Annotated in this window: 12 protein-coding genes; 5 read left to right on the top strand and 7 right to left on the bottom strand. The window is 41.9% G+C overall.

Annotation, left to right across the window (positions count from 1 at the left end; all coding sequences use genetic code 11):
* Positions 1-8 precede the first annotated feature (8 nt).
* The 4 genes from RMX98_RS07220 to RMX98_RS07205 form a co-directional block, all read right to left on the bottom strand.
* Positions 9-1,157: a histidinol-phosphate transaminase gene (locus tag RMX98_RS07220; protein ID WP_322677491.1), complete on the bottom strand. Its 1,149-nt coding sequence runs from the start codon at positions 1,155-1,157 to the stop codon at positions 9-11.
* Positions 1,158-1,307: 150 nt separating this feature from the next.
* The gene (locus tag RMX98_RS07215; protein ID WP_322677282.1) at positions 1,308-1,943 is read right to left on the bottom strand and encodes a YqiA/YcfP family alpha/beta fold hydrolase; all 636 of its coding nucleotides are present in this window, start codon (positions 1,941-1,943) and stop codon (positions 1,308-1,310) included.
* 112 nt (positions 1,944-2,055) lie between these two features.
* Positions 2,056-3,432: a glutathione-disulfide reductase gene (gor, locus tag RMX98_RS07210; protein WP_322677281.1), complete on the bottom strand. Its 1,377-nt coding sequence runs from the start codon at positions 3,430-3,432 to the stop codon at positions 2,056-2,058.
* Positions 3,433-3,769: 337 nt separating this feature from the next.
* Positions 3,770-4,660 carry a FecR domain-containing protein gene (locus RMX98_RS07205; protein WP_409881259.1) on the bottom strand — a complete coding sequence of 297 codons (891 nt, stop codon included), beginning with the start codon at positions 4,658-4,660 and terminating at the stop codon, positions 3,770-3,772.
* Positions 4,661-5,485: 825 nt separating this feature from the next.
* Between RMX98_RS07205 and RMX98_RS07200 the strand changes: the two genes are divergently transcribed.
* On the top strand, positions 5,486-6,787 hold the full coding sequence (locus RMX98_RS07200; RefSeq protein WP_322678020.1) for a hypothetical protein: 1,302 nt from the start codon (positions 5,486-5,488) through the stop codon (positions 6,785-6,787).
* 34 nt (positions 6,788-6,821) lie between these two features.
* Here the strand turns inward: RMX98_RS07200 and RMX98_RS07195 are convergent, their stop codons facing one another.
* Entirely contained in the window at positions 6,822-7,643 is an 822-nt protein-coding gene (locus tag RMX98_RS07195) for a sulfurtransferase (RefSeq protein ID WP_322678014.1), read from the bottom strand.
* Positions 7,644-7,890: 247 nt separating this feature from the next.
* Here RMX98_RS07195 and RMX98_RS07190 point away from each other — a divergent pair, with 247 nt between their 5' ends.
* The 4 genes from RMX98_RS07190 (at position 7,891) to RMX98_RS07175 (ending at position 12,827) form a co-directional block, all read left to right on the top strand.
* Positions 7,891-8,814, top strand: coding sequence for a tRNA (5-methylaminomethyl-2-thiouridine)(34)-methyltransferase MnmD (locus RMX98_RS07190; RefSeq protein ID WP_322678013.1), 924 nt, complete (start codon positions 7,891-7,893; stop codon positions 8,812-8,814).
* Positions 8,815-9,412: 598 nt separating this feature from the next.
* Positions 9,413-10,642: a two-component system response regulator gene (locus RMX98_RS07185; RefSeq protein WP_322678012.1), complete on the top strand. Its 1,230-nt coding sequence runs from the start codon at positions 9,413-9,415 to the stop codon at positions 10,640-10,642.
* A 300-nt stretch (positions 10,643-10,942) separates the two neighbouring features.
* Complete coding sequence (gene glmU, locus RMX98_RS07180) at positions 10,943-12,295, top strand: bifunctional UDP-N-acetylglucosamine diphosphorylase/glucosamine-1-phosphate N-acetyltransferase GlmU (RefSeq protein ID WP_322678011.1); 1,353 nt, start codon at positions 10,943-10,945, stop codon at positions 12,293-12,295.
* A 109-nt stretch (positions 12,296-12,404) separates the two neighbouring features.
* Complete coding sequence (locus RMX98_RS07175) at positions 12,405-12,827, top strand: DUF29 family protein (protein ID WP_322678010.1); 423 nt, start codon at positions 12,405-12,407, stop codon at positions 12,825-12,827.
* Here RMX98_RS07175 and RMX98_RS07170 read toward each other — a convergent pair.
* A complete protein-coding gene (locus RMX98_RS07170) occupies positions 12,818-13,771 on the bottom strand; it encodes an isoaspartyl peptidase/L-asparaginase (protein ID WP_322678009.1) in 954 nt (317 codons plus the stop codon). The genes RMX98_RS07175 and RMX98_RS07170 overlap by 10 nt on opposite strands.
* Entirely contained in the window at positions 13,771-13,965 is a 195-nt protein-coding gene (locus RMX98_RS07165; RefSeq protein WP_322675267.1) for a DUF2256 domain-containing protein, read from the bottom strand. The genes RMX98_RS07170 and RMX98_RS07165 overlap by 1 nt, the downstream gene beginning before the upstream one ends.
* Positions 13,966-14,310: the final 345 nt, after the last annotated feature.

The following is a 14,310-nucleotide window of genomic DNA, read 5'->3' as shown; positions in this document are numbered from 1 at the left end:
GTAAATTGCTAAGATTGCAAATTTGCTAAAGCAGTTTGAACTCGATTTATGGTACGGGCGTTTTCCTCTATCGTTCCGACGGTAATTCGCAATCCGCCGCTAATGTGTCGCACAATAGTACCCAGTGTCTTAAGTTTCTGGTGTAAAATTTTTAATGTAGCGTCTTGTGAATTAAAATGATTTGGTTGAAGACGCAGGTAAATAAAGTTGGCAGCACTTGCAGTAATTTGTAGTTCTGGTTGCTGGGATAGAATTTCGATGAGTTTGGCTCGTTCACTCAGAGTTTGAGGTATTGATTCCAGCAAAAGTTTGCGGTTTTGTAAAGCAACTAATGCTGCTGCTATGGAAAAGCTGGGGAGATTGTAGGGCAAGCGAACTTTTTCTAAGATGGCGATCGCTTCGGGATGAGCGACGCAATAACCAACACGGAGAGCTGCCAATCGGAAAGCTTTAGAAAAAGTACGTAATATCACCCAATTGGGATGCTGTGTTAATTCACCTACTAAAGTAGTTTGGCTGAATTCAAAGTAAGCTTCATCAATTATTACCAAAATATGTTGTGGCAAACTTCTTAACCATGCCAACTCTGCCGCAGTTAAGCTGTTGGCAGTCGGCGAATTGGGATGCACTACGAAAACCACGCGAATCGGGGGATTTTGAGTTTGTTCGATCGCAGACTGTGCGGCGCTTATGTCGATTTCAAAATTTGTTTCATTTCTCCCCACCGCGACTACAGGAATGCCTAAAGTTTGCGCCAAAATCCCGTACATTGAGAAAGTAGGATTGGCAACGAGAATTGAACCTTCTCCTCCTAAACAGGTGGCGATTAATAAAGAGCGGATTAGTTCATCAGAACCATTGCCAACAGAAATATTGGCAGCAGTAAACAAGGATGATGAAAGGACGACTGACTGATTCACGTACTGTGCGATCGCATCCTTAAGTGTTTCATGTCCGCCATCAGGATAACGATTTGTTTCAATTACTTGCTGATAAGTCCACGCCAGCTTCTCTTTTAACTCAAGTGGTAAATCGTAAGGGCTTTCATTTGTATCTAGCCGATCAAACTGTGTGGCGACAGAATCGGCTGTATCGCTACTGGGATGAGGTTTATAAGCAGTGAATTGCGCTAAATCTGACCGGATGAAGGGAAGCATAGTTTTAGTCATTAGTCATTGGTCATTAGTCACTTGTACTGAGCGTAGTCGTTGGCGCGGCCTCTCGTAGAGAAGTATTGGTCATTAGTGACTAAAAAAGCACAAATGACTAAGGACATTAGTTATGTGTAAGTTTAATATTTTACAACTTCAAGGTAATTGGCAAAAGAGGCGAATTGCTTGCCAAATTTCTTCCATAACATTACCCAAAGCGTGATCGCTGTCGAGTTCAACTAACTCCACCCAAGGACGGGAACACGCAAAGTCCCGAGTAGCTTCTATCGGAATGACTTCATCCTTTTTTCCGTGCAAAATTAACGTGGAGATAGGGCGTTGCAAAAGCTTTTCTTGGTATTGGGCAGCATCTGTAACGAAATTGTAACTTAAAGAAAGTCGGCGCTGCTCACCATAGTGGTAGACCATGAGATATTTTTCTTGTTGCCAACGCTGTACTTCTTCATCTCCTAGCTTGGGCAACCAATGGGATAAAAACCCAAAAGCTGGTGCTAGCAAAACTAAGCGTTGCACTTGTAAATTTTGCTGTCCCAAGTGGGCAGCAGTCAAACCACCCAAACTTGAGCCAATCAGCGTTACTGGTGTAGAATCATTGCTGAATTCTGCGGCAACTTGAGTGAGCTGACGAGTGATTGTCAACTGGGAAAAATTGCCAGCATTGAGATCGGGGATTTTCAGCTTTGTCTGAATTTTGGTAAAGCGATCGCCTATATCCCGCGCTTTGGCAGAATTAGGGCTAGAAGCAAATCCGTGAAGATATATGTAGTCCAAAGTTGTAAATAGTTAGGAGTTAAAAATTATTGAGTGTTGATAAATAAACATTTATCATTTGTTGTGGCTCACTTATAATTCATAACTCACAACTCCTTACTCCTAAATTTTATTAGCGCATTGTCACAAATTCCTCTGCGGATGAGGGATGGATACCGACAGTGGCATCAAAGTCTTTTTTAGTTGCGCCCATCTTGAGTGCGATCGCCACACCTTGGATGATTTCAGCTGCACTTTCACCCACCATGTGAGCGCCTAGAACTTTGTCGGTGTTGCTATCAACCACCAACTTCATCATTGTTTTCTCTTGCTTATCAGTCAAACTATAGTACATGGGGCGAAAGCGAGTGCGAAAAACTTTTACGGCATCACCGAGTTTTTCGCGTGCTTCGGCTTCTGTCAAGCCGACTGTCGCGGCTTCTGGGCTAGAAAATATGGCTGTGGGAACAGTTTCGTGACTGAATTCGCGGCGGTTATTCCCAAATTCGCTATCGGCAAAGGCGCGACCTTCGCCAATGGCGACGGGAGTCAAATTGATTCGGTCTGTGACATCGCCAACAGCAAAAATATTCGGTTGACTAGTTTGACTATATTCATTGACTGCGATCGCATTTGTGGTAGGGTATCCAGGCCCTTCCATAGAACTAGCTACAACATCAACTCCAGCGTTTTCTAAACCTAATCCATCTACATTGGGAGTCCGACCGGTCGCTACTAAAAACACGTCGGCAATTAGTGGTTCTTGGTCATCCTCTGATAAAGTCAGTTTCAACCCTTCTGGGACACGTTCAATTGCTTTCACCACATTATTCTTAATCAAGCGAATTCCGTGGTTCGTCATACCCTCTTCAATTTCTATGCGGACATCTTCATCAAACCCATTTAAAATCTTTTCACCTCTGGTAATTTGTGTCACCTCAGAACCCAAACCGCGCATAATACAAGCAAATTCTGTGCCGATATAACCTGCGCCAATAATGACGATGTGTTTTGGTTGTTCTTTTAGATGAAAGATTTCGTCGGAGGTAATACCATGTTCCATTCCTGGTAAATCTGGCTTGACAGGACGTCCACCAACAGCAATTAAAATTTTGTCTGCTGTAATTTTACGTCCATCAACTTCTACAGTGTGGGGATCTACCAATGTGGCGCGACCAGAAATTAGTGCCACTCCAGCTTTTTCTAAGAAGTTGATGTGTAGTTGCGACAATCGCCGAACTTCTTTATCTATAGATGTAATGAAATATTCCCAGTCAAACTCCGCATTACTCACTTTCCAGCCATAGCCGGAAGCTTCACTGAACAGTGCAGGAAAGTGAGAACCATAGACCATAAGTTTTTTGGGAACGCAACCGCGAATCACACAAGTGCCACCAACTAAATCATATTCAGCGATCGCCACTTTTGCCCCATAGCTAGCCGCTCGTTTGGAAGCCGCCAAACCTCCAGAACCCGCACCAATTACAAACAGGTCGTAATCAAAAGTCATAAATTTATGTTCTCTTTAGCAAAAAGTTAGTTCTTGGGAGCTGACACACAGAACGTGATTGAACTATATAAGGATATCTGGTGAACCCTGTGTAAGTCCTGTCCTTGATTTAATCTAGCGTTAGCAGATGCTATCTGGTCGTAGGGAATATCACTTTTTGCTTTAGTAACTGTAGGCGCAGTAACTACAATTATTTGTCATGCTTCTGCCTCTGGTGTCGGGCATAAGTCTGGGCTACTGTGTTGAAGCAGTTAAATCCCACAGGGCTTATGCAAAATTATGACAAAACGAAAGGCGTTTAGCTTTCACAGAGCATCTCGTAACCCCATTAGCAGTTTTATTTGCTTGGAGAGTCAGTTGGAGTGACGGGTGTTGTCTCAGTCGAGGTTACAGGCGTTGTCTGAGTTGGAGTGACGGATGTTGTCTCAGTCGAGGTTACGGGTTTTGTCTCTGTTGAGGTTACGGGTGTAGGAGTTAGCCGCACAAAAGAGGGATTTTCAATTACTCCCTCGCCTTTTATCGGTGGCTGTGCTTTCAAAGCCGCAGCAGTTTCGGCTTGAACACTGGTGATTGCACGATCAGCTGTAGGCACAGGGCTTTGCCTGTTCAAATCCAGTTCCCGAACCAGTTGGCTTGTTTCATAAAAATTTCTCAGATCAAAATCATATAATCTCTGAAATTCACCTTTGATTATAATTACCATTTGCCCTGCTTCCAGCACCCGAGTTTCAGAAGCTTCCTTGTTAGAAACTTCAATACCGCTATTTGTCAGCGCACCCACAATCGTCGTGTCTGTTTGTTGGTCGTAGCGTACAAATAATGCTGAACCACGAATTGCTGCTGCTGCATTTGGTGTTTGTATACGTGTTTGCCCCTTTCCTGGCGGGATAAGCAGCAACACAGTCCCATTTGACAGTTTAAAATCACGAGTTTTCGGCAAAAATTGAAATAACGCTTGTTCTCCAACTCGTGCCAAAGAGCCATCATTGAAACGCAAATCTGCTAGGGAAGCTCGACCAGTTGACAACCCATCTCCAGGACTCATTGCATCTAATTTGCGTGCAGGGCGTTTCTTCAACTTATCTTTGGGTATCAGTTGTACGATGTTGCGGAGGTCTTGAATCTCTGCTCGCGTTAGAGGAGTTATGGCACTTACCCGATTTGGCAAAGGCAGTACTATAAATCCCCATAAACCAATTACCAATAATGGAAACGATTTATAAAACATAGTTTGATAATTTTTAAGCTTCAAATAATTTCAAAACAATTAAATCTTTAAGTTAATGCTAATTGTTAGAGTTTTTTAGGTTAATTATTTTGAATTTTATTTGAATTTAATACATAATAAATAAACTAGATGGTTCATATTTGATTTCTTTGATTTATCAAAAAAGTTAGTAAGTAAGCATCTATTTGCTTCATTCTTGTTCCTTATTTATTCTCTAAGCAACTTCAGGAATCAAATCGGATTCCTAATATGTATTTAGTTTCTTTAAGTTTTATTTCTGAAGCTGACATTGTGTGACATAAAGTCTCTATAGCAATCCGCTTTGATTTCTGTATCCCTCACGGGAGCATAGCCATAATTATTTGCGTAGTAGGTAAGAGGTAAGAGGCAATAGACAATAAGCAACAGTCAATAAACCTCTTTGATTTGTACTGAATTTTTTCAGAAATCAAATATGAGTCCTATAGCAGATTTAAAAATTTGTATTTGATACAATTTTTTAAATAAGTAGTACTTTACATATAATCCTTTTTAATCATTTCACTCATAGAGTTATCAGTTATACATGATAAAAAATTGTTAGGGATTTGTTGTGAGATTACTCAATGGCTATATTTCATTAAATTTCAGCAAAAATTTTATCGGGCATTTCAGTTTGACAAAACAATATAGGAAAAAATCCGAAAAGCAGCAATTTTAGTTTGTAGTTTCAGTATATACCTACAACGCTAAAATAGATGCATTCAATTGTATGTTCTGAAGCGGAACTTCGGATACAGCTTGTGGGTCTACATTTGCCAAATGCGATCGGCGCGATCTAACCAGATGCGACTCAAAAACTGGAAGAATTTGTTTTTTTGTATTTTGTTAGCATCCAGTGGTGGAAGCTGGTATTGCATAAGAGTAGATGCGGTAGAATCTGCAAATAGAGATATTTGGCGTTCTGAAAATTTAGCAAGTATACAGGTAACTGATGGGCAGCTATGTCAGAATTTAAAGCAAGAGACAATTAACTCTTTGTGCAAGCAATCCAATGAGTCGCGTCCTTTAGACTCTCAGATGCCGTTTAATCTGACACAGCAAACACCAGAAACGACTCAAACCCCTGGTCGAACTGAAGCACCTGGAGATACTCAAAAGCAAGATGACCCGCCACAGCTAGAATCGCAGCCAAGTAATTTGCCTATATCTCCTTCAGATTCAAAAGAGCAACTATTAAATCCACCTGAGATAAATTACTCCCAAAGGCTAAAAAGGTTAATACAGCTGCTACGATCGCCAAAAGAGCAAGCTGAGTCTGAGAGCGATCGCGAATTGGGATTGCGGGTGCGGTTAAGGCCCCTAGAACAGCAGCTACCACCGATAGAACAACCCATAGTATCTACGTTTAAACCCATAGGCTCTCTATATGGCCGTGTCGGCTACTTCCAAACGAGTAACATTTTTTCGTCAAATCATAGTCCCATAGAAGATGGTTTAATTTTTTCTGGACTGACACTAACCTCTGCATATTTCCCTTTAGGATCTAAAACTTTTTTAAACGGCTCAATTGATGGCAATTTGATTCGTTATATAAATCAGTCACAATATCATTACAACCAGGTGAGATTTAATCTCAGTATTTACCAGCAGTTATCTCAGCGAATGTTTGGAGAAATCAGCTGGAGTAATCAACAGTTATTTTATGCCAACAACAGCGATCGCCTAGCTAGCTTCAAAGCAGGCGATCGCTTTTTAAACGAGAATTCCCTGCAACTGTCTTTCGGACGGCGAGACCCATTAACTCCAAAATTAACCCTAGATAGCCTCTACGAATTGAGTGTAAATTTTGCTGAACCTTCAAGCCGTAATCGGATAATCAATACCTTTTGGTTTTCTCTAAACTACTACTTGCAAAAGCCTCTCCAGGTTGGTGTTAGCTACCAAATGAGCTTATCAGACTTTACACAGCGCGAGCGAGAAGATCAATTTTATCGGCTATTCGGGTACTTAAATTACCAAATATCCGATAGCATTAATATGAACATGCAGGCTGGAGTAAGTTTAGGTAGTTCAACCGTCGAAAACATTGATTTTGATGGCTGGTTCTTTAGTATTAATTACACTTTGCAATTAGGTCAGTTTTGACATTTGTCTTTTGTCAAAAACCAATGACCAATGACTATAAATAAGAAATCCAATCACTCCAGCTACCAGCATAAAGTTTACCCTTGCGAATGCCAGCTAATTCTAAAGAAAGCAAATTCACACAAGCAGTAACGCCAGAACCGCAATAAACCAAGATTTCTTCAGCTGTTTCTAGCTTTTCCCAGCGACGGCGTTGTTCTTCTTGAGGGAGTAGGTAGCCGGAAGAGTCTGTAACTTCTTGCCAAGGATAATTGATCGCACCGGGAATATGCCCAGCAATTTTATCAATTGGCTCTCGTTCACCTCGATAGCGATCGCTTTCTCTTGAATCTACTAATACTACATTAGGGTTATCTTTCTGGCTTTTCACTGCTATAATATCTACCGCCTTTTCCGTTTGTACTTGAGCTACAAACGTACCCATTCGCGGGGAAGGAATAATATTTGTAACAGAATAGCCAGCTTTTTGCCATCCAGCAAAACCTCCATCCAGTACAGCTACTTGCTCATGTCCTAGATAGCGCAATAGCCACCATAGACGAGCCGCAAAAGCAAAGCGCGAATCATCATAAGCCACAACTAAAGTTTTTTGATAATTTACCCCAATTGCTGCCAATTTTTTAGCTATATCATTGGGGTTAGGTAAAGGATGTCTCCCGCCATGCTTACCAACTGGACTGGAAAGATCCTGATTCAAATCTAGGTAATATGATCCTTCTATATGACTTGTTTGGTACTGTTGTTTTCCTAGTTGTGGATCGGCTAGAGAAAAGCGACAATCCACAATAACGACTTGCGGATCTTCTAGATGTTCAAACAGCCAAGCTGGCGAAACAACAAATTGGGAATTGGGCATAGGGCATTGGGTAAAACAGTTCTTTTTTTCCTCTTTATGGGAGTTCTGAGTAAATACAGCAGATTTTAAGGAAAGTGAGGTACACAAGCTCGCGTCTGTTACCCAGGTAGAAAGCGTGTTTTACTCCTGAATTCAGAATTCTGAATTCTGCTTTAAGTTAGATTTTCTACTTAGCACACAGCACGGGCTAAACGCCCCGCTAACAAGACTCCTGAAAAATATTGGTAATTATTTAGTTTTTTGTAAAATGTCAAACTTAGAGAATTTTACACCTAAGTTAACAGGGGATGGTTCTTTCACCTTTGTCTCTCAAGAGTTTGGTGAATCCTTTCATAGCCATTATGGAGCGCAGCAGGAGAGTTTTTCTAAGTTTGTCGAACCTACTCAACTGGCTACAGCCGCTCAAAAACCAGTCTTGCGACTATTGGATGTTTGTTATGGTCTAGGATATAACACAGCTGCTGCTTTGCAGACAATTTGGGCAGTGAATCCCAATTGTTATGTTGAAGTCATCGGTTTAGAACTGAATCCAGCAGTGCCACAAGCCGCGATCGCTCATCACTTGTTCGACAATTGGAACTGTAACTATATTGAAATTTTGAAAGAGCTAGCTTTTGAGCATCAAGTGCAAACACCTTGCCTGAAAGCAAAGCTACTAATTGGCGATGCTAGAACCACGATTAGCTTAGTACATCAGTTGGGTTTCTTTGCAGATGCAATTTTCCTCGACCCCTTTTCACCACCTCAATGTCCTCAATTATGGACTGTTGAGTTTATTAAACAGCTATCATTGTGTTTATATGCAGATGGTTTATTAGCCACCTATTCTTGTTCTGCTGCTGTACGCACAGCACTTTTGTCTGCTGGCTTAGTGATAGGTTCTACCCCTCCCGTGGGAAGGCGATCGCCTGGTACTCTAGCAGCACATTCTAGAAGTACTGAGTCTAAAAGCCAGTCCGTACTCACCACCCTCTCACAACCTGAAAAAGAACATTTACTAACTCGTGCCGCTATTCCCTATCGCGATCCTCAATTGAGCGATCCAACCGAAGTCATAATTATGCGGCGACAACAAGAACAACAAGCCTCTTCCCTGGAACCTACTTCCCATTGGCGAAAAAGGTGGCTGTTAGGAACACAAGGCAAGGATTTTATGGGAACTAGTTTGTAGTTCGCTTGCGATGTCTACGACGAGCTATTAGGTGAAGCAACTGCAAACCTGATTCTCAGACCTTAATTTCAGAAAAGTTAGACATTTTTTTGCCAAATTTTCTGATTTTTTTCCAGATACTCAGGCAAGAAGTTTGTACAAACCAAATAGCTTGATTTTAACCAAATAGTTTGATACTATGATAGTATTTAATATTACACAGTAATGAAGGATACTTGAGTATTGCTATAACTGAGTAAGTAAAAACATATTATATAAACCTAATGATTACCATAAAAACTTAAAACTCAAAACCCGATATCTCAAATAAAGCAAGAAATTTAACGCTTTCTGATGCCGCTAGGTTATAAAATCTCCGTAAAAAACCTGATTTAACACTTGTACCAATTGATCATACTGGAATTAGAAGCAAAAAATGTGACAACAAGATACAACTTGTTCGTAACAGAAGAAATACATGCTGCGAAAAACTTAGATAGGCAGCTTGACATCATGCATAATTCCTATGGAAACTCTGGCTCAGATACAGTCGAATATTAAATTTTTTCGTTGTTGAAATCTAACACTGTTAACTTGTGCAAAAACTTGGAGTGCCTTTGTGATTCAATGGAAATCCAACCATACAGGCTTTACAGAAGAAATTGCTAGTGGGTCAAACCCTATTAGCATAGTGAAGAGTATTGGTTCAAATCATGCCGTAGAATTGCAAAATGCGGAGGGTTCTTTAGACTTATCTCAAGAAGACCTTATGCTTAAAGATAGCCAAGCAGCGTCTTCTTGGATAAAAACTGATGTTAATTGTGGTAATGGTTCATTGGTTTCTAGAACACTACAAGCCAAAGGTTCTAAAGTGAATGGCTTTGATTTAGATCCGCCAAAGGTTTTAGTCGTTGACGATCATGCCGCCAGTCGGATGACTGCTGTTGCCCTCTTGGGGATGGAAGGATACGAAGTAATTGAGGCGGAAAGTGGTTCCATTGTTGTGGGATTGGTAACTCAAAAACAACCAGATTTGATTTTGCTGGATGTGATGATGCCAGGAATGGATGGATTTGAAGTGTGCCAATTACTCAAACAGGATGAGCAGACTAGGCTAATCCCGGTGATTTTTATTACCGCATTAAATGACAGGCGATCGCGCATTCGGGGAATTGAAGTTGGGGCAGATGATTTTCTCACCAAACCCTTTGATCGTGTGGAACTGTCGGCGCGTGTAAAATCTTTGGTACGGCAGAAACGTCTGAACGAAGATTTAGACCATGCCGAACAAGTGCTATTTTCCATTGCCATGTCCATTGAAAGTCGCGATCCCAATACAGGCAACCATTGCGAACGCCTGGTGGATCTAGGACAATTTTTCGGTGAATATCTGAACCTCTCACGCTACCAAATCCGAGATTTGAGGTGGGGTGGCTATCTCCACGATATTGGTAAGGTGGGCATTCCCGATGCAGTCCTGCTGAAAAAAGGCGAACTCACCCCCGAAGATTGGCAGATTATGCAGCAGCACGTTTTGATTGGAGAAAAAATCTGCCAGCCACTACGCAGTATGCGGGGTGTAATTCCGATTATTCGTCATCACCACGAACGCTGGAATGGCTCAGGCTACCCTGATAGGCTCAAGGGGGATGATATTCCCTACCTGGCACAAGTATTTCAGTTAATTGATATTTATGATGCTCTAACCAGCGAACGACCTTATAAAAAAGCTTTTCCTTCAGCCGAAGCACTTTCAGTAATGCAAAAAGAAACTGATTCCGGTTGGCGTAATCCCAAACTAATGCAGCAGTTTGCAGAGTTTATTCGCTCGTGCCAGGAAAAAGATTAGTTAGGGAGTAGGGAATAAAAATTTCTAGCTGCTGTAATCAGCGCGAATTAGTATTATATTCTCCGCTTTTGACTTTACTCAGTACTGATGTACTTGACAAAAGCAACTTTTTTTGTAACCGATCTTTTCACTCAGCGCTGGCTTAACTCTAGCTATCCGTTAACAGCACTCTTCATAAAAGTAGTTATTCTGACTCCTTTTATATTTCACTCTTCTATGATTAGCTGGTATGATTTGAGCCGATATTTTAAAGTACCAAAAGCATTCATCATAATTTTACTGATAGCTGATAGCTAATTTATGGTAGTTGTAGCAATTTTAGCGGCGGGACGCGGCACACGGATGAAATCACGCTTACCCAAGGTTTTACATTCTTTGGGTGGGCGATCGCTAGTTGAGAGAGTTCTCGAAAGTGTAGAACCACTTTCGCCCTCACGGCGAATTGTAATTGTCGGATATCAGTCTGAGGAAGTGCAAGCCGCCATGCATTCAATTCCCAGCTTGGAGTTCGTCGAACAGACTGTGCAATTGGGAACAGGCCATGCCATCCAGCAGTTACTGCCCCACTTGGAAGATTACACTGGGGATTTGCTGATACTTAACGGCGATTTACCGTTGATACGCAGCGAAACTCTCAAGCAGATGTTACAAACTCACGCCCAAAATCAGAATTCTGCCACCATCCTTACCTCACACCTACCCGACCCCACAGGCTACGGGCGCGTCTTTTGTAACGATGAAAATATTGTGCAGCAAATGGTCGAACACAAGGATTGCACTACCGCCCAAAGACAAAATAACCGGATTAACGCTGGAGTTTACTGCTTTCGCTGGCCAGATTTAGCAAAGGTACTGCCCCACCTACAGGCGAACAATGCCCAAAAAGAATACTATCTTACCGATGCCGTGACTCAGGTGGGAAAAGTGATGGCAGTGGATGTGGAAGATTACCAAGAAATTCTCGGCATCAACGATCGCCTGCAACTAGCAACAGCCTACGAGATTTTGCAAAAACGAGTCAAGGAAAAATGGATGCTGGCGGGTGTGACTCTCATCGATCCCACCAGCATCACCATTGATGAAACTGTAGAATTACAGCCAGATGTAATTATTGAACCCCAAACTCACCTGCGGGGAAATACAGTGATTCAATCAAGTTGTCACATTGGCCCAGGGAGTTTTATTGAAAATAGCCAGTTGGCTGAAAATGTCACAGTGCAATATTCAGTAGTAACAAATAGTACTGTGCAGGCAGGAAGCCGAATTGGCCCTTATGCTCATTTGCGCGGTCACGTAGAAGTGGGCGCTGGTTGCCGCGTGGGGAACTTTGTGGAATTGAAAAATACCCAGTTAGGCGATCGCACAAACGCGGCACATCTGTCATATATAGGTGATACCGTTGTTGGTAATCAGGTGAATATCGGTGCAGGTACAATTACTGCCAACTATGACGGTGTGAAGAAACACCGTACCAAAATAGGCGATCGCACAAAAACTGGAGCCAATAGCGTTTTAGTTGCTCCAATCACCTTGGGTAATGATGTCTATATCGCAGCTGGTTCTACTGTGACAGAAGATGTGCCTGATGATTCTCTGGTGATTGCCCGTAGTCGTCAGGTGGTGAAACCATCTTGGCGCAAGAAAAGCCAATAAAGCGATAATTAAATCAACAGATTAGCTGATTCAACTAAAGGTACTAATGGTTTGTATAGTTTTAGCTTGTCCCATTTGAGTCATCAAAGCAAGACAAACACAATTTGGTATGGAAGAACTGCTAGAACTTAGGCAATTTCTAGAACAAGGCAAAATCCATGAGGCGTTGCTGTTGGTGGATGAGTTAGAAGAAATGAGCCTCGGTGACAAAATCAATAAAATTGATAGTTATGGTGTAATTCTGCTCATCCATTTAATTAAACAAAAGGCCGAAAAACGTTCTACTCGTTCTTTGGATGTTTCGATAGAAAATACAGTGCGTGAAATCAGCAAAATAAACAAGCGCCGCAAATCTGGTGATTATTACTTGAATCAGGCAGAATTAATCGATATTCTGCAACAAGGATATCAAGTGGCACTGAAAAGAGCGGCGCTAGAAGCTTTTGAGGGGCGTTATGAAGCCCAAGAATTGGCTGCAATGGTTAACCAGGAAGAAATCTTAACTCAGGCGCTAGAATTTATTCAACAATAGCCAATCAATTCACTATTATTCCATTCCAAAGTATCACCAATTTTTTCGCCGTCGTGATAGGCGGCGAGTAAGATTTCACTAGTTTTTCCCCAAGCGATCGCTCCACTACAATCTAAAGCGATCGCTCCCAAATCCCGTTTGTTCTGGTGTGCTTCTCCAAAGGATCGCTGCATAGCCTCCTTCAGGGACATCCCATCAGTAACACGTACTACAATCCGGGGAGCTAGACACTCATCGATGATATCTTCGCCAATGCCAGTACAGCTAACACCAGCATCACTAGTAGCATAATTACCTGCTGGCATCGCAGAATCACTTACTCTGCCAATCCGCTCAAAGCCCTTACCACCAGTAGAAGTGCCAGCAGCTAGCTTACCGGATGCATCTAAAGCTACCACACCGATAGTGCCGCGTCCGGCATTGCTGGTTTCTACGAGTTCGGGTTCTGCTACCACGCCAGCCATTGCGCTTTTAAAATTATCCTGGCGCTCTTGTATCCACTCTTGTAACCGCAAATCAGTTAAAGCGTTATAGCTGGGAAGTTGCATTTCCCGTGCCAACTCAGCCGAGCCGAAATCTGATAGCACTCGGTCTGGCGAGTTTTGTAAAAATTGTGCCAACTCAATGGGATTTTTCACCCGCGAGATATTAATTACACCACTAAACCGCCCTAACGCGCCATTCATCAAAGAAGCACTCATACGGATTTGCCCATCAGATTGCAATACTGAACCAGTACCAGCATTAAAGCGGGGATTATCTTCGAGCATTTGGCAACCATGCACCACCGCCTCTGAGGCAGCTGCTCCTGACAATAGCAGAGAATAGACTTCTTCTATTACTGTATGGAGCGATCGGCGCACCGCCTCCAATCCTCCTTTACCGTGGAGAGAACTACCAGCCCCGCCATGAATAATTAATTTAGGTTGCACCTGTAACTCCATTAATCTCTTGCGCTATTTGCGTCTGTGTTGCAGTTAGTTTCATTTTGAGCTTCAGAACGGCGACGACGACAACGTTCTGAGCAGTATTTCACATCGTCCCAACAATCTTGCCACTTTTTACGCCATGTGAAAGGACGTTGACATACCGGGCAAATTTTTGTCGGTAGGTCAGATTTAGAACGAACACGTCCCATATAAATACTGTCTATACGATAATTTGATTTCTGAAAGAGATGGAAGATAATTATAACCAGTTTGCTATAAAGGGAGGCTACTTTCGGCGAACAAATGTGTTGTCAATCTCTCCAGAGACTTATTCCTAAGTTATCTGTCTGTTGTTAACTCAAGCTGACTTTCAGACACTTATACGAATCTGCTTTGATTTCTGTATCCCTCACGGGAGCGTAGCCATAGTGATTTGCGTAGATAGGCAATAGTAGGCAATAGGGAATAGGCACTCTTGTAATGGGAAAGAAGGCTTCTTAGTTGTACTGAAATTTTTCAAAAATCAAATATGAGTCCTAATATTTTGAAAAATA

Source organism: Nostoc sp. DedQUE02 (assembly GCF_034531035.1).
Classification (GTDB): domain Bacteria; phylum Cyanobacteriota; class Cyanobacteriia; order Cyanobacteriales; family Nostocaceae; genus Nostoc.
This window is presented reverse-complemented; position numbering and strand designations above follow the sequence as displayed.